Annotated in this window: 19 protein-coding genes; 8 read left to right on the top strand and 11 right to left on the bottom strand. The window is 61.9% G+C overall.

Annotation, left to right across the window (positions count from 1 at the left end; all coding sequences use genetic code 11):
- Positions 1–23 precede the first annotated feature (23 nt).
- Both ACUN9V_RS03200 and ACUN9V_RS03195 read right to left on the bottom strand, forming a co-directional pair.
- On the bottom strand, positions 24–182 hold the full coding sequence (locus ACUN9V_RS03200; protein ID WP_075563162.1) for a YqaE/Pmp3 family membrane protein: 159 nt from the start codon (positions 180–182) through the stop codon (positions 24–26).
- A 165-nt stretch (positions 183–347) separates the two neighbouring features.
- Positions 348–623, bottom strand: a complete 276-nt coding sequence (locus ACUN9V_RS03195) for a hypothetical protein (protein WP_445510297.1) — start codon at positions 621–623, stop codon at positions 348–350.
- Positions 624–937: 314 nt separating this feature from the next.
- Between ACUN9V_RS03195 and ACUN9V_RS03190 the strand changes: the two genes are divergently transcribed.
- The 3 genes from ACUN9V_RS03190 (at position 938) to ACUN9V_RS03180 (ending at position 2,833) form a co-directional block, all read left to right on the top strand.
- The gene (locus tag ACUN9V_RS03190; protein WP_445510296.1) at positions 938–1,258 is read left to right on the top strand and encodes a hypothetical protein; all 321 of its coding nucleotides are present in this window, start codon (positions 938–940) and stop codon (positions 1,256–1,258) included.
- A 259-nt stretch (positions 1,259–1,517) separates the two neighbouring features.
- Entirely contained in the window at positions 1,518–2,246 is a 729-nt protein-coding gene (locus tag ACUN9V_RS03185; protein WP_445510295.1) for an RNA methyltransferase, read from the top strand.
- A gap of 179 nt (positions 2,247–2,425) precedes the next feature.
- A complete protein-coding gene (locus tag ACUN9V_RS03180) occupies positions 2,426–2,833 on the top strand; it encodes a hypothetical protein (RefSeq protein WP_445510294.1) in 408 nt (135 codons plus the stop codon).
- 111 nt (positions 2,834–2,944) lie between these two features.
- On the opposite strand, the gene rpsA is transcribed toward ACUN9V_RS03180, so the two are convergent.
- The 7 genes from rpsA to ACUN9V_RS03145 form a co-directional block, all read right to left on the bottom strand.
- The gene (gene rpsA / locus ACUN9V_RS03175; protein WP_439303742.1) at positions 2,945–4,624 is read right to left on the bottom strand and encodes a 30S ribosomal protein S1; all 1,680 of its coding nucleotides are present in this window, start codon (positions 4,622–4,624) and stop codon (positions 2,945–2,947) included.
- Between the two features lie 227 nt (positions 4,625–4,851).
- Entirely contained in the window at positions 4,852–5,532 is a 681-nt protein-coding gene (cmk, locus tag ACUN9V_RS03170) for a (d)CMP kinase (RefSeq protein ID WP_445510293.1), read from the bottom strand.
- Positions 5,529–7,766, bottom strand: a complete 2,238-nt coding sequence (locus tag ACUN9V_RS03165) for a bifunctional prephenate dehydrogenase/3-phosphoshikimate 1-carboxyvinyltransferase (protein ID WP_445510292.1) — start codon at positions 7,764–7,766, stop codon at positions 5,529–5,531. Before ACUN9V_RS03165 ends, cmk begins: the two co-directional genes overlap by 4 nt.
- Position 7,767: 1 nt before the next feature.
- A complete protein-coding gene (gene pheA / locus ACUN9V_RS03160; RefSeq protein ID WP_075563156.1) occupies positions 7,768–8,868 on the bottom strand; it encodes a prephenate dehydratase in 1,101 nt (366 codons plus the stop codon).
- A 63-nt stretch (positions 8,869–8,931) separates the two neighbouring features.
- Complete coding sequence (gene serC, locus ACUN9V_RS03155) at positions 8,932–10,071, bottom strand: 3-phosphoserine/phosphohydroxythreonine transaminase (RefSeq protein ID WP_445510291.1); 1,140 nt, start codon at positions 10,069–10,071, stop codon at positions 8,932–8,934.
- An 89-nt stretch (positions 10,072–10,160) separates the two neighbouring features.
- Positions 10,161–12,980 (bottom strand): DNA gyrase subunit A, encoded by a 2,820-nt coding sequence (gene gyrA / locus ACUN9V_RS03150; RefSeq protein ID WP_445510290.1) that lies wholly within the window; start codon positions 12,978–12,980, stop codon positions 10,161–10,163.
- Between the two features lie 161 nt (positions 12,981–13,141).
- Positions 13,142–13,573 (bottom strand): acyl-CoA thioesterase, encoded by a 432-nt coding sequence (locus ACUN9V_RS03145; protein ID WP_439303748.1) that lies wholly within the window; start codon positions 13,571–13,573, stop codon positions 13,142–13,144.
- A gap of 204 nt (positions 13,574–13,777) precedes the next feature.
- Between ACUN9V_RS03145 and ACUN9V_RS03140 the strand changes: the two genes are divergently transcribed.
- Together ACUN9V_RS03140 and ACUN9V_RS03135 are read left to right on the top strand one after the other, a co-directional pair.
- On the top strand, positions 13,778–14,704 hold the full coding sequence (locus tag ACUN9V_RS03140) for a recombination-associated protein RdgC (protein ID WP_445510289.1): 927 nt from the start codon (positions 13,778–13,780) through the stop codon (positions 14,702–14,704).
- Positions 14,701–15,981: a 1-acyl-sn-glycerol-3-phosphate acyltransferase gene (locus tag ACUN9V_RS03135; RefSeq protein WP_445510288.1), complete on the top strand. Its 1,281-nt coding sequence runs from the start codon at positions 14,701–14,703 to the stop codon at positions 15,979–15,981. Before ACUN9V_RS03140 ends, ACUN9V_RS03135 begins: the two co-directional genes overlap by 4 nt.
- Positions 15,982–16,072: 91 nt before the next feature.
- Here the strand turns inward: ACUN9V_RS03135 and ACUN9V_RS03130 are convergent, their stop codons facing one another.
- Complete coding sequence (locus tag ACUN9V_RS03130; protein ID WP_445510287.1) at positions 16,073–17,524, bottom strand: TrkH family potassium uptake protein; 1,452 nt, start codon at positions 17,522–17,524, stop codon at positions 16,073–16,075.
- Between the two features lie 257 nt (positions 17,525–17,781).
- Here ACUN9V_RS03130 and ACUN9V_RS03125 point away from each other — a divergent pair, with 257 nt between their 5' ends.
- Entirely contained in the window at positions 17,782–18,066 is a 285-nt protein-coding gene (locus ACUN9V_RS03125; RefSeq protein ID WP_445510286.1) for a hypothetical protein, read from the top strand.
- A 66-nt stretch (positions 18,067–18,132) separates the two neighbouring features.
- On the opposite strand, the gene ACUN9V_RS03120 is transcribed toward ACUN9V_RS03125, so the two are convergent.
- A complete protein-coding gene (locus tag ACUN9V_RS03120) occupies positions 18,133–18,627 on the bottom strand; it encodes a pilin (protein ID WP_445510285.1) in 495 nt (164 codons plus the stop codon).
- Positions 18,628–18,997: 370 nt separating this feature from the next.
- On the opposite strand from ACUN9V_RS03120, the gene pilB reads away from it, so the two are divergent.
- Both pilB and ACUN9V_RS03110 read left to right on the top strand, forming a co-directional pair.
- Positions 18,998–20,725, top strand: coding sequence for a type IV-A pilus assembly ATPase PilB (gene pilB / locus ACUN9V_RS03115; RefSeq protein ID WP_445510284.1), 1,728 nt, complete (start codon positions 18,998–19,000; stop codon positions 20,723–20,725).
- Between the two features lie 64 nt (positions 20,726–20,789).
- Positions 20,790–22,043: a type II secretion system F family protein gene (locus tag ACUN9V_RS03110; protein ID WP_445510283.1), complete on the top strand. Its 1,254-nt coding sequence runs from the start codon at positions 20,790–20,792 to the stop codon at positions 22,041–22,043.
- The last annotated feature ends 111 nt before the right edge of the window (positions 22,044–22,154 follow it).

Raw genomic sequence — 22,154 nt, 5'->3', positions numbered from 1 at the left:
AAGGACTGTGTCGAAGCGGTGCCTCAACGCGTTGCGATGATCCAGATCGCGTGGATGATACCGGGAATATAACCCAGCAGCGTCAGCACGATGTTGATCCAGAACTGCAACCCCAGACCGACCTGCAGGAATACCCCCACCGGCGGTAGAATGATAGCGATAATAATACGAATGATGTCCATGTAGCCTCCTTTGCCCAGAACGACATCTTTATTGATCTTCGACAATCCATTGCGGCGCCTTGAGAGTAGAGATCCCACTCCCGAGGGCAAATTGACGAAAAGCTTTGGTTACTCTTGCTTCACCCCGTGTAGAGCATAGTGCCCATCAACGCCGAACGCAGCCTTTCATTGATCACGCTCCTTGTCATTTATCTCGCTCTTCGCATCGCGCCCTTTGGCGCGACCCCGATCGCCTACCTTGCTGTGGATCGAGCGCGAATTGGAAGCCAGTTCGTCGTGGTGGCGCTCCCAGTCTTCCCAGTCATGCGGCGTTCCACTGCGGGGGCCATGTTCCGCGGCCTCGCGGGCACGGGCCCAGGCTTTCTCCTCGAGCGACTGAGGCTTTTCTTCCTCCTTGTCGAGCGAGATCCCCTGCTTGGCCATGTAGCCTTTTGCATTCATGAGCTGATTCTCCTGTTCGCGCCTGAGCGGTACGACGAACCACTCGCATGAGGAGCCGGTTTGCGACATCGACTCGCTCACAGCTACGTCACGACGGCAAAGGCAGTTACGACACTGACCTCTGATATGGCGTCGAAGTCCCGGGAGTTCAAGCCTCCCGCTTCTGAAAGGGCTCCGGCCTGAGCGGACTGCCAAGATGAACGACAAAGTGACGACTGCAAATTCTGCGGACAAATGGAGACTATGCACTATAGTTAATGTGCTTTGACCGTAGTAAAGCGCGATGCCGTTCTCCTCCACAAAAGGAATTTGTCATGAGAAAGAATCTGATCACCGCTTCACTGACCGCCCTGATGCTGATGGGTTTCGCCGGCGGCGCCATAGCGCAGAGCGATGCAATGCAGGAAGCCGAGAACGCCAATGACAAGCCTCTCGCCGAAGGTAGCGGCGTTACCGCCTCCGGCAAGGAAGATACCGACAAGGAAAGCAGCCACAGTGATGCCGCCAACCAGTCGCTCGATGCCGTCGACTCCGAGACCGATGAAGCCACTGATGTTTCCGATTCGAAAGAACTGGACGACATCAACGCCGAGGGCCAGAGCGACGCCGCAGGGGACGCCATCGAAAGCCAGTAACTTTCGATAGCCAGGAACTTCCGATAGCTAGGAACTTTCGAAAACCAGAAACTTCCGAAAGCCAGTTCCTGATTATTGTCAGATAGCTTCAACACGTTTGAAACCAGTGACGAACCCACCCTTCCGGTGGGTTTCGTCGTTATAGGGCTCAGCGCGTGGATAGTGGTAACGCAGCAACCGACTCCCTCCCAATTTCCATTTATGTCAGACTTCGTCTTTCTTTTGTTATCAGGCCTTTGTCAGCAGGAGCCTCACACGCATGCTGGATCGCATTCGCATCGTTCTCGTTCAGACGTTCCATCCCGGCAACATCGGTGCCAGCGCACGTGCCATGAAGACCATGGGCCTGAGCGATCTGGTACTGGTGTCGCCACGCCAGTTTCCCGATGAAGAAGCGACTCGGCTCGCCGCTGGCGCGACCGATCTCATCGACGACTGCCGCGTCGTCGAAACGCTTTCCGAGGCGATCGGCGACTGTGTCCAGGTCATTGGTGCCAGCGCTCGTCTACGCAGTCTGCCCCTTCCCTGCTACCACGCGCCGGATCTCATGGCGGCGGAGCTGTGGCAGCGCCTGCCGGAAGGGCCAGTCGCGATCGTTTTCGGGCGAGAGCGCTATGGGTTGACCAACGAGGAAATCGGCCACTGCACCCATCAGTTGAACATCCCCGCCAATCCCGACTATGGCGTGCTGAACCTTTCCCAGGCGGTGCAGATCGTCGCTTATGAAGCGTTCAGACAGTCCCGAATGCACGGAGAGGCGCAACAGATGCCCAGAGCGGCCGGCCCCTATCCTACGGTCGAGCAGCTCGAACACTTCTATGGTCATCTCCATCGAGCCCTGGATAGCGCCGGGTTCCTGACCCAGCCCCATGCCAAGACGGAGGCCCATCTGCGAGCACTGTTTACCCGCGCCGAACCCAGCCGCAAGGAGCTATCGATTCTCCGTGGGGTTCTCAACGCGCTGGAAAACCGCAGTGCCCCGGAGTGAGATGCCATACGCTGGGAAGCACGCTGCCGCAGGCTTTCCAGCCTGACTCCTCTAAAAGCCTTTCAGAAAAGCCAAGCGTTCGGAGAACCTTCTCAAGAAAACACATTGACGTCGAGAAAGCACTTTGACAGCGGCTCGCCAGCGATAGAGAATGGGAATCAATCTCATCAAAAATGGCGATGACGACGATGATAACCGAGCGCTCCCAGCTCTACTACACCTGCGTCTTTCTCCAGGTCTCGTTCCGGGCCATCGGAAATTCGATAACGGCGGCCGACGATGAAACTCGGCGTTGCTGGCTGGATGCCCAGACACTGCAATTGCTGCTCGGTGAACTCCAGCGCTGTCGCCAAAATGCATCGCCGTTTCGCGATCTTCACTCGCCGCTGGACCAGGCAATCTATCACTGCGGTCTGCTGATGGCCCAGTGCCCGGGGGCCCTCGACCAGCGATTGTGTCGACATCATCTCGACGCCATTTGCATGCCACTGGGGCAAGCCATCAGCCAGCTCGCCGGAAAGCCATCAATGGAGACGAAACAATCGCCCAAAGTTGACCGGCGCTTTCGCCACTGGTTCGGCCGCTGAGCTTTCTCAGGCTCGAGCCGAGTGATCGGCCAGGTTTATGTCTGACGGTGACCCATAAAAAAACAGCGCCCGGAGGCGCTGTTTTCTGTGGGATAGAGCTAATTCAGAGAATCAGTCTTGGCCCATCTGCTGCTTGATCAGATCACCGATGGTGGTCGGGCCGTTGGGCTCCGCTTCCTGATCACGCGTTTTGCCCGGCGCACGACGCGGCGGCTCGACCTGGTCTTTCGCTTTGATCGAGAGATTGATCACGCGGCTCTTGCGATCCACGCTGACAATCCGTGCTTCGACGCTGTCGCCTTCGTTCAGCACGTTGCGCGCGTCTTCGACACGGTCAGCGCTGATCTCGGAGGCCTTGAGCACGGCCACGACGTCAGTCGCCAGCTCGACATGGGCTTCCTTGGCATCGACTTCGACGATGCGGCCCGTGACGAGCGCGCCCTTGTCGTTGACGGCCAGGAACTCGGAGACCGGATCGGACTCGAGCTGCTTGATACCCAGCGAAATGCGCTCACGCTCCGGATCGATCGACAGGATGACCGCTTCCGCTTCATCGCCCTTCTTGAACTGACGAACCGCTTCTTCGCCGGTTTCGCTCCAGGAGATGTCGGAGAGGTGAACCAGACCGTCGATGCCGCCTTCAAGACCGATGAAGATACCGAAGTCGGTGATCGACTTGATGGTGCCGGCAACGCGGTCGCCCTTGTTGTAACGGCCGCTGAAGTCTTCCCACGGGTTGGTGGTGCACTGCTTGATACCCAGGGAAATACGACGACGCTCTTCGTCGATGTCGAGAATCATGACTTCGACTTCATCACCGACCTGAACCACCTTGGACGGATGGATGTTCTTGTTGGTCCAGTCCATTTCAGAGACGTGAACCAGACCTTCGACACCCTCTTCCAGCTCGGCGAAGCAGCCGTAGTCAGTCAGATTGGTGACGCGAGCGTTGACCTTCATGCCTTCCGGATAGCGGTCGACGATGTTGACCCACGGATCTTCGCCCAGCTGCTTGAGGCCCAGAGAAACGCGGTTACGCTCACGGTCGAACTTGAGCACCTTGACATTGATCTCGTCGCCGACGGCAACGATTTCGCTCGGATGCTTGATACGCTTCCAGGCCATGTCGGTGATGTGCAGCAGGCCATCGACGCCGCCGAGGTCGACGAAAGCGCCGTAGTCGGTCAGGTTCTTGACGATACCGATGATCTGCTGGCCTTCCTGCAAGGTGGCGAGCAGCGCTTCACGCTCGGCACTGTTCTCGGCTTCGAGCACGGCACGGCGGGAAACGACGACGTTGTTGCGTTTCGGATCGAGCTTGATGACCTTGAAGTCCAGCTCTTTGTGTTCGAGATGCGCGGTATCGCGAACCGGACGCACGTCGACCAGCGAACCCGGCAGGAAGGCGCGGATGGAGGCGACGTCGACGGTGAAGCCACCCTTGACCTTGCCGTTGATCACGCCCTTGACGATCTCGTCCTTCTCGAAGGCCGCTTCCAGCTCCTTCCACGCTTCGGCGCGCTTGGCCTTCTCGCGTGACAGGCGGGTCTCGCCGAAACCATCTTCGACGGCTTCCAGCGCGACCTTGACTTCGTCACCGACCGCAATGGTCATTTCGCCATTGTCGTCGCGGAACTGCGCCACGGGGATTTGCCCCTCGGACTTCAGGCCAGCGTTAACAGTGATCCAGTCGCCTTCGATGTCAACCACGGTCGCCATGACGATGGCACCGGGTTCCATGTTGATGTCCTGGAGAGACTGTTCAAATAACTCAGCAAAGCTTTCGCTCATGTGATTCCTACGTGATCAACGTTAATGACGGTCAAACCGTCTTCCTCCGTACCACCAGCGAGCACGGGCCTTATCGACATATCCCTGGGGATGTTAGCGCTGGTTCGACCTGCAACGACTTGCCAGTCGGATCGTCGCACGTCATGACATCTTGCCAGGGGCCCCGGAACGGAAGTGCGTCGTCCGCCGGTGCCGTCCAAAACCGATCGTCGCCAATCCTGCAGGCTTCAGACCAGGTTCCGTTCGGCGAGCAGCGTCTCGATACGCTCCACGACTTCCGGTATATCCAACTGCGTCGTGTCCAGCTCCACCGCATCTTCAGCGGGTTTGAGCGGAGCCACGGCACGCTGCATATCACGCGCATCGCGCGCTTGGATTTCTTTCAAAAGGGTCGAGAGTCTAGCATCTTCCCCTGCCTGCTGCAATTGGAGCAAGCGTCGCCGCGCCCGCTCCTTGGCGGAGGCGGTCAGGTAGATCTTGAGCGAGGCGTCGGGAAAGACTACCGTTCCCATGTCGCGGCCGTCGGCGACCAGCCCGGGCGCCTGACGAAAATCCCGCTGACGCTGGAGCAGTGCCTCGCGTACCGGGGGCAGCGCCGCGACCTGGGAAGCGGCACTACCGACTCCCTCGCTGCGAATCGCCTGGGTCACGTCGTCGCCTTCCAGCAGAATCTGCATCGCGCCATTCTCGACCGCGAACACCACGTCGAGATTCTGGGCCTGTTCGGAGAGCGCCCGGGCGTCATCGACGGCAACGCCCTTGCGCAGCGCGGACAGCGCGATCAGTCGATAGAGCGCGCCGCTGTCCAGCAGATGCCATCCCATGTGTTCGGCGATCATCCGACTGATGGTGCCCTTGCCGGCGCCACCCGGGCCATCGATGGTGACGATTGGTGCGGCCTCGCTCATGTCGGGGCCTCCGTCAGTTCGAGCCCGACCCTGTTCGCCAGTGAAACGAATCCCGGGAAAGACGTCGCCACGTTGGCACAGTCGTCGATAGTGATCGGGCCGTCGGCGCGTAGCGCGGCAATGGTAAAGGCCATGGCGATACGATGATCGCCCAGGCTATCGACCTGACCACCTCGATAGTTGGCGGCGTCGCCACCCTTGCCGACGACATCGATACCGTCATCGTAGACGGTGGTGTCGACGCCCAGGATGGTGAGACCGTCGGCCATCGCCTGGATCCGATCGGACTCCTTGACGCGAAGTTCCTCGGCGCCCCGTAGCCGGGTCGTGCCCTCGGCGTTGGCCGCGGCGATGAACAGCGCCGGGAACTCGTCGATCGCCAGCGGCACCTGGTCGACGGGAATGTCGATCCCCTTCAACGGCGCGTAGCGGATGTGCAGATCCGCGACCGGTTCGCCGCCGACTTCCCGCGGATTTTCCAGCCGCAGATCGGCGCCCATCGCCTTGAGAATATTGATCACGCCGATACGGGTCGGGTTGACGCCGACATGCTCGAGGACGAGATCGGAACCCGGCGTGATGGCCGCGGCGATCAGAAAGAAAGTCGCCGACGAGATGTCGGAGGGCACGTCGATCGGCGCGCTGGTGAGCTCGCCGCCGCCCTGCAGCATCGCCAAGTCGCCATCGCGGTCGACCTGGTAGCCGAAGCCGTTGAGCATGCGCTCGGTGTGGTCGCGGGTCGGTGCCGGCTCCCGCACGCGGGTCTCGCCCTCGGCATAGAGACCGGCCAGCAGCAGGCAGGATTTGACCTGGGCGCTGGCCATCGGCATGTCGTAGTCGATGCCTTTCAGCGGCTGACCGCCGTGAATCTTCAGCGGCGGGCGTCCGCCTTCGGCGGTATCGATCTTCGCCCCCATCAGCCGCAGCGGATCGGCGACTCGTGCCATCGGCCGCTTGGTCAGCGAGGCATCGCCGGTCAGCTCGGTATCGAATGCCTGCCCGGCGAGAAGGCCGGTGAACAGACGCATGGCGGTGCCGGAATTGCCGACGTAGATTGGCCCCGCCGGCTTTTTCAGTCCATTCAGGCCCACGCCGTGGATGGTCACGCGCCCCTGGTGCGGGCCTTCGATCGCCACGCCCATGTCACGGAACGCCTGCAGCGTCGCCAGACTATCCTCGCCCTCGAGGAAGCCCTTGACCTCGGTAATACCGTTGGCCAGCGCCCCGAGCATGATCGAGCGATGAGAAATGGACTTGTCGCCGGGAACGCGAATTCGGCCGCTGACCGAACCGCCGGGCGACACCCGGTACTGAACCTGTCGTGCTTCCATGGTCTGATAACTCGTCTGATTCAACAGCGTTTCGAAATAATGTCTGGCGTGGCTGGCCCGGTCGAACGTGCCCAGCATGGCGTCGCTATCGCCCTGCTCCACGGCCGTCCGCAGCCGGGCGAGCCCGGCCTCGAAATCGTCCAGCGCCGCCAGTAGCGCGCCGCGATTGGCGGTGAAGATGTCGCGCCACATGACCGGATCGCTGCCGGCGATCCGGGTGAAGTCGCGAAACCCGCCGGCCGCATAGCGAAAGATATCCAGGCGCTCGTCCTGCCGCGCCAGGGTATCGACCAGCGAAAATGCCAGCAGGTGCGGCAGATGGCTGGTTCTCGCCAGCACCTGGTCATGCCGGTCGACCGGCATCTCCAGCACTTCGGCGCCACAGCGTTGCCAAAGTGCGCGCACGGTGGCGACGGCGCGAGGCGCCGTGACAGCTTCCGGGGTCAGAATGACCTTGTGATGACGATAGAGCTCGGGATTGGCCGCGGCCACGCCGCTCTTCTCGGAGCCGGCAATCGGGTGACCGGGCACGAAATGCGGCGGCATATGGCCGAAGGCTTCTCGCGCCGCATCGCAGACCCGGCGCTTAGTGCTGCCGACGTCGGTCAGGATGCGTTCGCCGATCAGCGCCACCAGCTGCGCGAAAACCTGGCTCATGGCCAACACCGGCACCGCCAGCACGACGACATCGCTCTTGGCCACCAATGGCGCCAATTCGCCACCGCCCTCGTCGATCAATCCCATCTCGAGCCCGGTGGCGATCTCGTCGGGATTCGGGTCGCACGCCAGGATCCGGCCGCGATAGCCATTGGCCTTGAGCGCGGCGGCCAGCGAGCCGCCGATCATGCCGAGCCCCACGATCAGCAGCGTCGGCTCGACAACCGTTGTATCGCCTCCCCCCATCCTAAAGCACACCCACCGGATAGGAGCCGAGCACTTTCATGTCCTGAGCGCGACGGCGGACTTCATCCAGCACGCTGGCGATCTCGGGCTGATCGAGATGGCCTTTGAAGTCGATGAAGAACACGTAGTTCCAGGCGCCGGTTCGAGACGGTCGCGTCTCCAGCCGTGTCATGTCGACTCCGTGGCGATGGAACGGCTCGAGCAGACCGTGAAGCACACCGGGCTCGTTGCGCATGGCGACCACCACCGTGGTCTTGTCGGTACCCGAGGGCGGCACCAGCTCGTTGCCGATGATCAGAAAGCGCGTGGAGTTGTCCGGACGATCCTCGATCTTCTCGGCGACGTGGTCGAGCCCGTAGAGCTGGGCGGCCATGTCGCCGGCGATCGCCGCGCTGTGCCACTCGGTCTTGACCAGCCGCGCGGCTTCGGCGTTGGACGATACCGCGACGCGCTCGGCGTGCGGATAGTGCGCGTCCAGCCACTTGCGGCACTGGGCGAAGGATTGCGGATGCGAGTAGATCCGGGAGATCTTGTCGCGACGGGTCACGCTCGACATCAGCAGATGATGGTGAATGCGCAGCACCACCTCGCCACTGATATGCAGCCCGGAATCCATGAAGGAATCCAGCGTGTTGTTGACCACGCCCTCGGTAGAGTTCTCGACTGGCACTACGCCATAATTGACCGCGCCCGCCTCGACTTCGCGGAAGACCTCGTCGATCGCCGCCATCGGCAGGCTGATCGCGCTGTGACCGAAGTGCTTCAGCGCCGCCTGCTGGGTAAACGTCCCTTCCGGACCGAGATACGCCACCTTGATCGGCTTTTCCAGCGCCAGACAGGCCGACATGATCTCGCGAAACAGCCGCGCCATCTCCTCGCTGTGGAGCGGCCCGGGGTTGTTCTCCATCACCCGGCGCAGCACCTGGGCCTCGCGTTCGGGGCGATAGAACACCGCATCGGGGTCATCCGCCGTCTTGACGTGGGCCACCTGGGCGGCGCATTCAGCCCGCTCGCTGATCAGGCGCAGCAGCTCGCCGTCGATGGTATCGATGCGTTGCCGCAAGGCCGCGAGATCCAGCGGCGAGTTCGGGGAGTCACTCATGACCGTTTCCTGATTGACTGTATCCTGATGCCCATATTGCCAAGGCGTTGGATGACGCTGCGCTCACCCGCGGCGGCGCTCGAAATCCTGCATAAAGGTGATCAGCGCCTGGACATCGGCTTCACTGACCGCATTGTAAAGGCTCGCGCGCATCCCGCCGACGCTGCGATGCCCCTTGAGGTTGAGAAGCCCCGCCGACTCGGCTTCGCTCAGAAAGACGGAATTCAACGACTCGTCCGCCAGCGTGAACGGCACGTTCATAATCGAGCGGTTGACCGGATCGATCGGGTTGGCATAGAAGTCGCTGGTGTCGATCGCGGCGTAGAGTGCCTCGCACTTGCGTCGGTTGATCGTCTCCATCTCGTCCAGCCCGCCGATGTCGTGCTTGAGCCACTGAAACACCAGACCGGCCAGATACCAGGCGTAGGTCGGCGGCGTGTTGATCATCGAATCGTTGTCGGCGTAGACCTTCCAACCCAGTAGCGACGGCGTTTGCGGCAGCGCCCGCTCGAGCAGGTCGTCGCGCACGATGACCACCGTGATACCGGCGGGGCCGATATTCTTTTGCGCGCCAGCGTAGATCACCCCATAGCGACTGACATCCAGCGGCGTCGATAGAATCGACGACGACATGTCGCAGACCAGCGGCACCTCGCCATTCGCCCCGTCGACCTGAGGCACGTAGTCGTAGGCCAGGCCACCGATGGTCTCGTTATGACAGTAATGCAGATAGGCAGCGTCGGCGGAGAGCGCGATCTCGTCCGGGCGCGGTACGTGAACGTAACCGTTGCCGCGGGTCGAGCCGGCAATGTGAGGACCTGCCAGATGCTCATTCGCGAGATCCAGATGCTTATTCGCGAGATCCAGATGCTCGGCTTCCTTGATCGCCTTGCCGGACCAGATGCCGGTATCCAGGTAGTTGGGTGACCCGCCCGGCCCCAGCAGATTGAGCGGCACACAGGCGAACTGCATCGTCGCCCCGCCCTGCATGAACAGCACCCGGTAGTTGTCGGGAATCGCCAGCAGATCGCGAAAATCCTGTTCTGCCTGAGCGGCGATCGCCTCGAACGTCGGGCTGCGGTGACTCATTTCCATCACCGACGCGCCCTGCCCGCGGTAATCGAGCATCTCTTCGCGGGCGCGCTCCAGAACCGCGGTCGGCATCGCCGCCGGACCCGCGCAGAAATTGTGCAGACGTGTCATTGCCAGAATTCCTAGAAGTTGTCCGAAACTCGTCAACGGCTGAAAAACGTGCCACTGCCAGCGCCCCGGCTTGGCCGGGGCGCCTCACTTCACTCGCCGCGCGGCTCGTCGTCGTTCGAGCCATTGCCGTCCACCCCGTCGTCATCCGCCTCGGCGTCCCGATCAGTGTCGGACTCGTCAGCGGTGTCGTCAGCGGTCTCGGAGCCAGGCTGATCGGCATCAGCATCAACCGTTTCGGCATCGACCGCTTCGGCGTCGAGCAGCTCGTCGTCCTGAGGCTCGTCGACACGCACGGTCTTGACCAGGTGCTCGTCGTCGCCCGTCCGAATCAGCGTGACACCCTGAGTGTTACGCGAGCTGATCGAGACTTCGGCGACACGCGTGCGGACCAGCGTACCGCGGTCGGTGATCAGCATCATCTCGTCGCTCGAGCGTACCTGCATCGCGGCCACCAGCGACCCGTTACGTGCAGTCGTCTGCATCGCGATTACGCCCTGACCACCTCGACCACGGAGCGGGAACTCCTCGAGCCGGGTACGCTTGCCGTAGCCATTCTCAGAGCCGGTCAGAATGTAGATCTGCTCGTCATTGACGGCGACGTTGCCATCACTATCGCCAGCATCGGTCGGGCTGTCGGACTCGGCGTCGGCTTCGGCATCGATGGTCTGGCTCTGGGGAATGATCAGGCTGATCACCTGGGCGCCGTCGAGCAGGCGCATCCCGCGCACGCCGCGTGCGGTACGGCCCATGGCGCGCACGTTGCCTTCCTCGAAGCGGATCGCCTTGCCGTTGGAAGAGAGCATCATCACGTGATCCGAACCGGAGGTGATCGCGGCACCGATCAAACGGTCACCCTCGTCGATGTCGATGGCGATCAGACCGACGCTACGCGGGCGGGAGAACTGATCCAGCGACGTCCGCTTCACCGTCCCGTTCGCGGTGGCGAAGAAGATGTAGCTGTCGGCGCGATACTCGCGCACCGGCAGGACGGCACTAATCGACTCGTCGGCGTCCAGCGGCAGCAGATTGACCAGCGGCTTGCCGCGCGAGCCGCGGCTGGCGTTGGGCATCTCGTAGGTCTTGAGCCAGTACACCTTGCCGCGGCTGGAGAACAGCAACATGGTGTCGTGGGTCGAGGCGACCACCAGATGTTCGATGACGTCCTCGTCCTTCATGCTGGTCGCCGACTTGCCGCGGCCGCCGCGCTTCTGCGCCTGGTAATCGGTGATCGGCTGGGTCTTGGCATAGCCGCCACGCGACAGCGTGACCACCATGTCTTCCTCGGCGATCAGATCTTCCATGGAGAGGTCGAGACGACTGGTGTGGATCTCGGTCCGGCGGTCGTTGCCGAACTGATCGCGAATCGACTCCAGCTCCTCGCGGATGACCTCGAGCAGGCGATCCGGCGAGGCCAGAATATGGTTGAGCTCGGCGATCTTCTCGAGAATGCTCAGGTACTCGTCGAGCAGCTTCTCGGTCTCCAACCCGGTCAGACGGTGCAGACGCAGTTCCAGAATCGCCTGGGCCTGCGCCGGGGAGAGCCGATACATGGCGCTGTCTTCGGACAGTCCGTAGGGTCTTTCACCAGCGCCCTCTTCGAGATCTTCCGGCTTGCACGACGTGGCGCCGGCGCGCTCGAGCATCCCGGTCACCTGACCCGGCTGCCAGTCGCGGCCCAGCAGTTTCTCCTTGGCCTCGGCGGCATTGGGCGAAGCCTTGATCAGCTCGATCACCTCATCGATGTTGGAGATCGCCACCGTCAGACCTTCGAGCAAATGACCGCGCTCGCGTGCCTTGCGCAGCTCGAAGAGCGTGCGGCGGGTGACGACTTCACGCCGGTGACGCACGAAGGCTTCGAGCAGTTGCTTGAGGTTGAGCGTCTTGGGCTGGCCGTTGTCGAGCGCGACGATGTTGATCCCGAACACGTTCTCGAGCTGGGTATGCGCGAACAGATTGTTGACGACGACGTCGCCGGACTCGCCGCGCTTGATCTCGATCACCACCCGCAGGCCGTCCTTGTCGGACTCATCGCGCAGCTCGGCGATGCCCTCGACCCGCTTCTCTTTCACCAGCTCGGCGATCTTCTCGATCAGCCGCGCCTTGTTGACTTGATAAGGCAGCTCGGTGATGACGATATGGTCACGACCGCTCTTCTTGTCGAACTCGACGGTGTGCTTGGCACGCACATAGATGCGTCCGCGACCCGTCCGATACGCCTCGAGAATACCGGCGCGGCCGTTGATGATACCGGCGGTGGGGAAATCGGGGCCGGGGATATACTCCATCAGATCGTCGATCGTCAGGGTGTAGTCGTCGATCAGCGCCAGACAGCCGTTGATCACCTCGACCATGTTGTGCGGGGGAATGTTAGTCGCCATGCCGACGGCGATGCCGGAGGCACCGTTGATCAGCAGGTTCGGCACCTTGGTCGGCAGCACCTCGGGAATCCGCTCGGTGCCGTCGTAGTTGTCGACCCAGTCGACAGTGTCCTTCTCGAGATCGGCGAGCAACTCATGAGAGAGCCGCGACATGCGCACCTCGGTGTAACGCATCGCGGCGGCGTTGTCGCCATCGATGGAACCGAAGTTGCCCTGGCCGTCGATCAGCACGTGACGCATCGAGAAGTGCTGGGCCATACGCACGATAGTGTCGTAGACCGCACTGTCGCCGTGGGGATGATACTTACCGATCACATCGCCAACCACGCGCGCCGATTTCTTGTAGGCCTTGTTCCAGTCGTTGCCGAGCTCGTGCATGGCATAAAGCACACGCCGGTGGACCGGCTTCAAGCCATCGCGGACGTCAGGCAGTGCCCGCCCGATGATGACGCTCATCGCATAGTCCAAATAGGACTGCTTGAGCTCATCTTCGATGTTGACTGGCAGAATTTCTCTGGCGATATCACCCATGGGTCGTCAAATCCTTTGCACCGCTGCCACGACCGGAGTCCGGCCGTGACAGCGTTAATAAAGCCCCGGCAAGGCGACTGAGAGGCTCAGCCGCACAATCATGGGATAATACCATTTCAGGGGCTTCAAAGGCAGGCGTTGACGCGCTTTGAGCGGGTTTTCTACGTCGCTTCGGGTATCGCCACTACCAGCGGCCCCAGTCGCTCCGCCCATTCGCCCGTCATCGGGATCACCTGGCCGCTCTGCTGATCGAGCAGCACGAAGGTCAACGAGGCCGCCACCACCAGCTCGCCGCTGCCGACGTGAGTGATCCGATGCCCGACGACACCGCTGCGGCCGCCGATTCTAGTCAGGCAGGTCTCGACCTCGAGATCGTCGTTCATCACCGCCGCCCGGCGGTAATCGATGTTGAGATTGACCGCGACCAGCGCCACGCCCTGGGCCAGCCCCTCGGCGAATTCGGGATGGGCATCGACGTAGGCCCAGCGCCCCTCCTCGAGAAATTCCAGATAGCGGGCATGATTGACGTGGCCGTAGCCATCGAGATGGAAGCCGCGAACGCGGACAGCGGTCACGGTAGTGCGTGAATCCATGGAAGCCTCTCCTGGTTGAGCGCAAGGTTTGCCGTAGCTCGTAGCTCGTAGCTTGTAGCTCGTAGCTTGTAGCTCGTAGCTCGTAGCTCGTAGCCAAAAACATACGCCCGTTTGAAACAGGCGCGCAAATATCAAAGGTCCACCTCGGTAGTAACAGCTGGGTCATTTCGCCATAATATGCCTCCTTTCAAACGGAACTGGCGCATGTGGTTCAAGCATTGTCATCTGTATCGCTGCCATGACGTCGAGGTCCTCTCGCTAGAGGATCTGGAAACCGCATTGGCAGAATTCGCATTTCGCCCCGTCTCCCCGCGCGAGGCACGGCGGGTCGGCTGGAGCGCACCGGCAGGCCGTCGCAGCGAACAGCGCGCGCATGAAATCCAGGGCCATCGGCTGCTGTCGATGCTGCGCCAGGAACGCCTGCTGCCGGCCGCGGTGATCAACGACGAAGTCAACGAGCGCAGCGAGGAGCGCGAACAGGCCGAGGGCCAGCCGCTGTCGCGGCGCGAGCGTCAACTGCTCAAGGAGCAGGTGATGGAGGAACTGCTGCCGCAGGCCTTCACCCGCACCCAGCGGGTCGAACTGTGGTGGGACACTCGCAAGCGCCTGATCGGCATCAACGCGTCCAGCCGCAAGCGCGCCGAAGAAGTGCTGGATCTGCTGCGTCAGTCGCTGGGTTCGCTCAAGGTCACTCCCCTGGCGACCAAAACGCCGCCGGCACGGGGGATGACCCAGTGGCTGAGCGATCCGGCCAGCCGCCCCGCCAGCCTGTTGCTGGGCGACCAGGTCGAGTTGCGCGCCGCCGAGGACGACGGCGTGCTGCGCGCCCGCAAGGTCGATCTCGACAGCGAGGAGATCCAGTCGCTGCTCGAGAACGGGCGCCAGGCCAGCCAGCTGAGCCTGGGGAGCGAAGGCCAGCTTCGCGTCATGCTGCACGACGACCTGGCGCTCAAGTCGCTGCAGTTCGACGACGCGCTGCTGGACGAAGCCAGCCAGAGCGACAGCGGAGAGGATCCGATCGTGAGTCTGGAGACGGACTTCGCGCTGATGTCGCAGACGCTTTCCACCTTCGTCGACCAACTCATCGAATGGCTGGGCGGTGAAGCCGACCCGGCAGCCCCGACGCCATGACGCCACGATCCAATACCGACAACAATGCCGTGCCCGGTAACGACGCCGTGAACGGCAGCGGCCCCGTGACCGACGCCAAGCCCTCAGCGTCCGCTAACCAGCATAGCGCCGAAGCGGCGATCGACCTCGATCGCTTCGCCGACATTCGCCCCTATCATGACGAAGAGGTCGAAGCCGTACTGGCCCGACTGGCGCATGACAGCGAGCTGCTGGATGCGATCACCCGCTTTCGTCTGCCGCGGCTGGCCCGTTTCGCCCCGCCATTGGCGCGGGCATTGGCGAGCTTTCGGCTCCAGCGCGAGATGCGCGGCGTCAAGACCGTGCGCGATCTTCAGCTGCGTATTGCCGACTACATGGCCCACATGATCAGCCACTCCACCCGCGGCTTCACGGTCGAGGGACTGGATCGGCTGGATGCGAATCAGGCCTACCTGTTCATCGGCAATCACCGCGATATCGCCATGGACCCGGCCTTCGTCAACTACGCGCTGTATAGCGAAGGCCACGACACCGTTCGCATCGCCATCGGTGACAACCTGCTGCAGAAGCCCTTCGTCACCGATCTGATGCGCCTCAACAAGAGCTTCATCGTGCCGCGCTCGGCCAAGGGCAAACGCGCGATGCTGGCAGCGTATCAGTCGCTTTCGGGCTATATCCGCCATTCGATCACCGATGACAACCACTCGGTGTGGCTCGCTCAGCGTGAGGGCCGGGCCAAGGATGGTGTCGATCGTACCGATAGCGCCATCGTCAAGATGCTGTGCATCGCGCGCCGGCTGGAACAGGGTGACAGCGATATCGGCAGCGCCGTGCGCGAGCTCAAGATCGTGCCGGTCTCGATCAGCTACGAGTACGACCCGTGCGCGATCAACAAGGCCCGCGAGCTGCACGCCAAGGAGACCGACGGCGCCTACCAGAAGGTCGAATTCGAGGATATCTTTTCGATCGTTGCCGGGATCACTGGCGACAAGGGGCGCGTCAAGCTGGTCTTCGGCACGCCGATCTCCAGCGATTTCGAAAGCGCCGATCAGGTCGCCGAAGAGATCGACCGTCAGATCCTGCAGAACTACCCCATCTTTCCCAGCCATCAACTGGCGCTGGCGGAAACCGGCCTGGCGCCGGAGCTGGTCGATCTTTCCGGCGTGACGCCTGATGATCGCGAGCGCTTCCAGGCGCAGTTGGCCACGGTTCCCGAGGCGTTGCGCCCATGGTGGCTACTGCAATACGCCAACCCGATTCTGAATCGAGCCGGCAAGGCGCGCCCGCAGGACGCCTGACCACCGCTAAGCCGGCTTGCCTCACGCTCACCGCCATCGCCTCGCGATGGCGGTTTTTTATGGGCGCCCAATCAACCTTGGTGAGAGAACGTCACTTGCGCCAGAAGAACGGCGTCATCAACACCAGCACGGTCAGGATCTCAAGACGCCCCATCAACATGCCCACGGAGAGCAGCCACTTGGCGGCATCCGGCAGCGAGGCAAAGTTGCCCGCGGGGCCGATCGTATTCCCCAGCCCCGGGCCAACGTTAGCCAGTGCCGTGGCCGCGCCGGTAATCGCGGTGACCATATCGAGCCCCAGCGCCGCCAGCGCCAGCGATAGCACCGCCACGATCAGAAAGAAGAAGAACGAGAAGGCGATGACCGCGCGCACGACTTCATCGTTGAGCGGACGCCCGTTGTAGCGCTGGGCGAATACGCCACTGGGGTGAACCAGATAGCGCAGCTGGTTGGCCAGCAGCAGACCGCCGATCTGAAAGCGGAAAATCTTCATGCCGCCGCTGGTCGAGCCGCTGCAGCCGCCGATGAACGTGATGAAGAAGAACGTGGTCACGGCAAGCGGCCCCCACTGGGTGTAATCCGCGCTGGCGTAGCCGGTAGTCGTCACCACCGAAATCACGTTGAAGGCGACATTCGTCAACGCCTCGAAAGGCGCATCCGAGAACGCCAGCACCCGGTAGAGCGTCAGCGCCGCGATCACCATGATCAACAGCCCGACCAGGCCGCGCACCTGCTGGTCCTCCCACAGCGCGCCCCGGCTATCGCGCAGCAGACGAATGTAGAGCACGAACGGCAGCGCGCCGCCGAGCATGAACAGACAGCCCAGCCACAGGATCAGCGGCTGATCGTGGTAGATACCGAACGACGCGTCGTAGTTGGCGAAGCCGCCGGTGGAAACCGAACTCATGGCGTGCACGACGGCATCGAGCATGCCCATGCCCGCCAGCCGGTAGCTCAGAATCGCGGCCAGGGTCAGCCCGAGATAGATAAAGGTTGAGGCCTTGGCAATACCGCCGGCCCGCGGCAGCACCTTGTCCGACCAGTCGGAGGATTCGGTCTGGAACAGCCGCATGCCGCCGACCTTGAGGAACGGCAGGATCGCGATCGCCATCACGATGATCCCGATGCCGCCCAGCCACTGCATCAGTCCGCGCCAGAGTTTCAACCCATCCGACAGATTATCGATGCCGGAGAGCACGGTGGAGCCGGTGGTGGTGATCGCCGAGACCGACTCGAACACCGCATCGGTGAACGACAGCTGCGGCGCCCCCAGCACCAGCGGCAGGCTGGCAAAGGCGCTGATCACCGCCCAGCTCGACGTGGTCAGGATGAACATGTGGCGCGTCTTCAACTCCACCGACGTGCGCCAGGTCCAGATCAGCAGCGAACTCGAGATGATCGCTACCAGCCCCATCGACTTGAGAAACGCCCACAGATCGGGGTCGTTCTCCAACCCCAGCATGATCACCGGCGGCACCATGAACAGCGCCAATACGATCAACAGCAGCGCCAGAATCTTGAAAATCGGCTTGGCGTCTTGCAAGACTTCCTCCTGATCCCATTACCGTTCGGCTGTTATCGCCGCGACGAGCCGAATGAACCGCAGCGATGATAGGCCATCCCGACGCGCAAGACACGACCCGGACACCATTTGTTATCGATGCGCCTTGCCCGAGACTGGCGGCAAAAAGCCGCCGAAAGCAGCGCACCGGATCCGCTCTGGACCCGCAGCGAGATATGCTATGGTGGCGCCAATCATCACCGCCGAACATGACCCGCCAAGTACGAGAGGAAAACCCCATGAGTTCCGCTTCGGAAATGCAGAAGACCCGCGTCATTCAGGAGCTTCGCGCCTTCATCAAGAAACTGCTGCAGGAACCCGGCATTCTCGAGAATTCGCTGAGCATCGCCAAGCGCCACTCCGACGGCAGCAACGACGCCAAGGCCTGGGCGACCATCGCCAACGAGATTTCGGACACCACCAGCGTGCATATTCCGGAAGACCCGGCTGAGCATTCGGAAGCGGACCGGCTGTTTCTGGAGGTCTTGCGGGAGGTCGTGGGGGAAGAGAAGGCGTTATACTGAAGTGGTAAGAGAGAAGCTATAAGCGGCAAGGAAAAGAAAGGCCGGCGATTGCCGGCCAATTAGAGATTAGGCTTCAGTACACGTGTCCGGCAAAAAATCACTATCAATCGTTCCCGTGCAAACCCACCCCTCTGTCTCGTTGCGAGTTAGCGTGAGATTAACATTGTCAGAGCCATCTACAGTCAAAGCGGCGGCGAAGTCTTTATTGCCGGCTCCGAATGTATAAACCAAAGACGGAGTCGGGCCGGTGCCACCTTCTACAGTTACCTGGCCGAAAGCTTGCTGCTTTTTAATACCCAAGTTGTTCTCTTTGGCGGTGCCGCCATCAGTCGCATCAACTCCCTCAGTGATCTCTTTTCCTGAGATTACGGACAACTCCGCTTGAGTGACCACACTTCTCAGCGTTGCCAACGCAGAAGCGGCCTGCGATCGCGCCACATAGTTCTGATACTGCGGAATCGCGATGGCGGCGAGGATGCCGATGATCGCGACGACGATCATGAGTTCGATCAGGGTGAAACCGCTCTGGCGGTGAGATATCTGCTTTCGTGTTTGCTGCATCGTGGTTCCCTGCCTTGCTGTTGTTGAGTCGATCGTTGAGTCAATTGTCGAGCCACTCGGCGTGACCCCCTTCTCCATGCCCGCCACGCGCCCCGAATTTTGCGTTCCGCTCGTCTGTCCCGCTTAAGCCCACCAGCTCCCGAACCCGCCCGAGCCACTGGAAGCTCGCACACGCACTGATACACAAGATTACCTTTAATGACACTTCAGTCGCCTTATCGGCCGATTGCGAAGGATACTTAAAGAAAAAATGGCACTCGCCGATAGCCAAGCTATCCGAACGCAACATTCGACTAACTACGGGTCGTCGTTGGCCGGCTTTCCAGACCTGCCGCCCGCGCTTTCACAAACACTCTGGGACACCCATTCCATGCCGGACGCCATCGCATCGCGCGCGCAGAGCAGTCTCGCCCAGCGCTTTATCGAGCAGCAGTTGATCAGCGCGGAAGCGTGCGAAAAGGCATTCCACGAAGCGGCCGACAAGCAGCTGACGCTGCTGGAATTCCTGGTGCGCGAAGGTCGAATCGATGCCCGTGAGGCCAGCATTCTGGCCGCTCGCGAGTACGGCCTGCCGTTCATGGACCTGAAGCAGGTCGACTGGGACAAGTTGCCGATCATCGAACCGGTGGCGGACAAGGTCATTCGACGCTTTCAGGTGCTGCCGCTGGCTCGCGACGATCGCCGCCTGACCGTGGCGATCGCCTTCCCCGCCACGCTGGCGAGCCTGGACGAGCTGCAGTTCACCACGGGCTTGGCGATCGAAGGCGTACTGGTGCCGTTCGATCAGCTGGAACGGGCGCTGGCCAAGCGCTACCAGCACCACGAGACCTCCGGCATGCTGGAAGCGCTGGGGGAAGCCAGCGAGTCGTTGACGCTGGATACCAGCGAGGCTGACCTGGCGAGCGAGGCCGCCGCGTTCGACAAGGGCGGCGAAGACGACGAACCGGTGGTGCGCTTCGTCAACAAGATTCTGCGCGACGCCATTCATCGCGGCGCCTCGGACATCCACTTCGAGCCCTACGAATCCAGCTACCGGATTCGCTTTCGCGTCGACGGGATGCTGATCGAGATCGCCCGGCCGCCGCTCAACCTGCGCACCCGCCTGGCGGCTCGACTCAAGGTCATGGCGCGGCTGGACATCTCCGAGCGCCGCCTGCCGCAGGATGGCGCGATGAAGATTCGCCTGGATGCCAATCGGGCCATCGATTTCCGCGTCAACACCCTGCCGACCGTGTTCGGCGAGAAGATCGTGCTGCGCCTGCTGGATGCCCGGACCGCCAGCTTCGGTATCGATGCGCTGGGCTTTGCGCCGGATCAACGGCGGCTATTCGAAGCCGCGCTGGCCGAACCCCAGGGCATGATTCTGGCCACCGGGCCGACGGGCAGTGGCAAGACAGTGACGCTCTACACCGGCATCAACCAGCTCAATACCGAGGAGCGCAATATTTCGACGGCCGAGGACCCGGTGGAGCTCAAGGTGCCCGGGGTCAATCAGGTCAACGTGCAGCCGCGTATCGGCCTCGACTTCGCCAGCGCCCTGCGCGCCTTCCTGCGCCAGGATCCGGACGTGGTGATGGTCGGCGAGATCCGCGATCTGGAGACCGCCGAGATCGCGGTCAAGGCAGCCCAGACCGGCCACCTGGTGCTGTCGACGCTGCATACCAACTCCGCCGCCGAGACGCTGACGCGCCTGCGCAACATGGGGGTCGCGAGCTTCAATATCGCAAGCTCGGTGTCGCTGATCATCGCCCAGCGACTGGCGCGCCTGCTCTGTCCGCGCTGCAAGGCCCCGGCGGAAATTCCTCACGAGGTGCTGCGTCGGGAAGGCGTCTCACCGGAGAAGCTGGCAGGCGCCACGCTCTACCGCGCCGTGGGCTGTGACCACTGCACGCTGGGCTACAAGGGCCGCATCGGGATCTATGAAGTCGTGCCGGTGGACGATGCCATGAGCCAGTTGATCATGACCGATAGCCACGCTCTCGAACTCGCCCGCGCAGCACGCACCGCCGGCTTTCCGGGGCTGCGCCAGAGCGGAATCGACAAGGTGCTCCAGGGCCTGACCAGCCTCGAGGAGATCAATCGCGTGACCACCGACTAGCCCATACGCGGCCACCGAAGGCCTCGCATCCTCTTTTCATCGATTCACTGTCAGGAACGCACGCATGGCGACCACGCTCAAGTCAGCCAGACCGTTGAGGCCCTCTAAATCACCCAAGCGAGTGGTGATGCACCGCTGGCAGTGGCGCGGCAAGAATCTGCGTGGCGAAGCGGTTTCCGGCGAGCTGATCGCCAGCGAAATCGCGGATGTGCGCAGTGAGCTGACCCGCCAGAAGATCATCGTCAAACGGATCACCCGCAAGACCGGGATGTTCGGTCTGGGCCGGATCAAGTCAAAGGACATCACGCTGTTCTCGCGTCAGCTGGCGACCATGATTCGTGCCGGCGTGCCGCTGCTGCAGGGCTGCAAGGTCGTCGCCGAAACCCTCAAGAATCCGGCCATGCGCAATCTGGTCGAGACGCTGGCCAACGATATCAGCGCCGGCGCCAGCTTCTCGGAAGCGCTGACCAAGCATCCCTCGCGATTCGACCGCATGTTCGTCAACATGGTCGCCGCCGGCGAGCAGGCCGGCGCTCTGGACAAGATGCTCGAACGCGTGGCCAGCTACCGCGAAAAGGTCGAGATCCTCAAGGGCCGAGTCAAGAAAGCGCTCTACTACCCGACCGCGGTGGTGCTGGTGGGCATCGGTGTTACCGCCCTGCTGCTGGTCAAAGTGGTTCCCCAGTTCCAGAGCCTGTTCAACGGCTTCGGCGCCGAGCTGCCGGCGTTTACCCAGTTCACGGTACATCTTTCCCAATTGACCCAGGCCTACTGGTGGCAGGCGATTCTCGCCGCCGCGGCGATCGTGTTCGGACTACGCCAGGCGATGAAACGCTCGCCGGCCTTCGCCTATCGTGCCGATCAACTGGTGCTCAAGCTGCCGGTCATCGGCAATATCGTCGACAAGGGCTCGATCGCGCGGTTCTCGCGGACCCTGGCGACAACGTTCAATGCCGGCATTCCGCTGGTCGAGGCGCTCGACACGGCCGCCGGCGCCACCGGCAACCGGGTCCACCAGCGGGCGATTGCCAGAATTCGCGAAGATGTCGGCACCGGCCAGCAGCTCAACTTTGCCATGCGTCGGACAAAAATTTTTCCCGTGATGGCCGTTCAGATGGTCAGCATCGGCGAGGAAGCGGGCGAACTGGATACCATGCTCGACAAGGTGGCGGAGTTCTACGAGGAGGAGGTCGACAACCAGGTCGACGCGCTGACCTCGCTGCTGGAGCCGTTCATTCTGGTGGTACTGGGGACGCTGGTCGGTGGGCTGGTCGTGTCGATGTATTTGCCTATTTTCCAGATGGGTTCCGCCATTTAGGTTGTTATTCATGACTGCGCGCATCCGCCGCGTTGTTGCCCGCCACCTCGAAATCCTCACGGACAACCGCGTCCGCGACGGGTTCTCGGCGTCGGGCGCCTAGCGGCAAAA

This window comes from Salinicola sp. V024, assembly GCF_052645315.1.
Note: the sequence above shows the minus strand (reverse complement) of the source record. Positions and strands in the feature narration are given on the sequence as shown.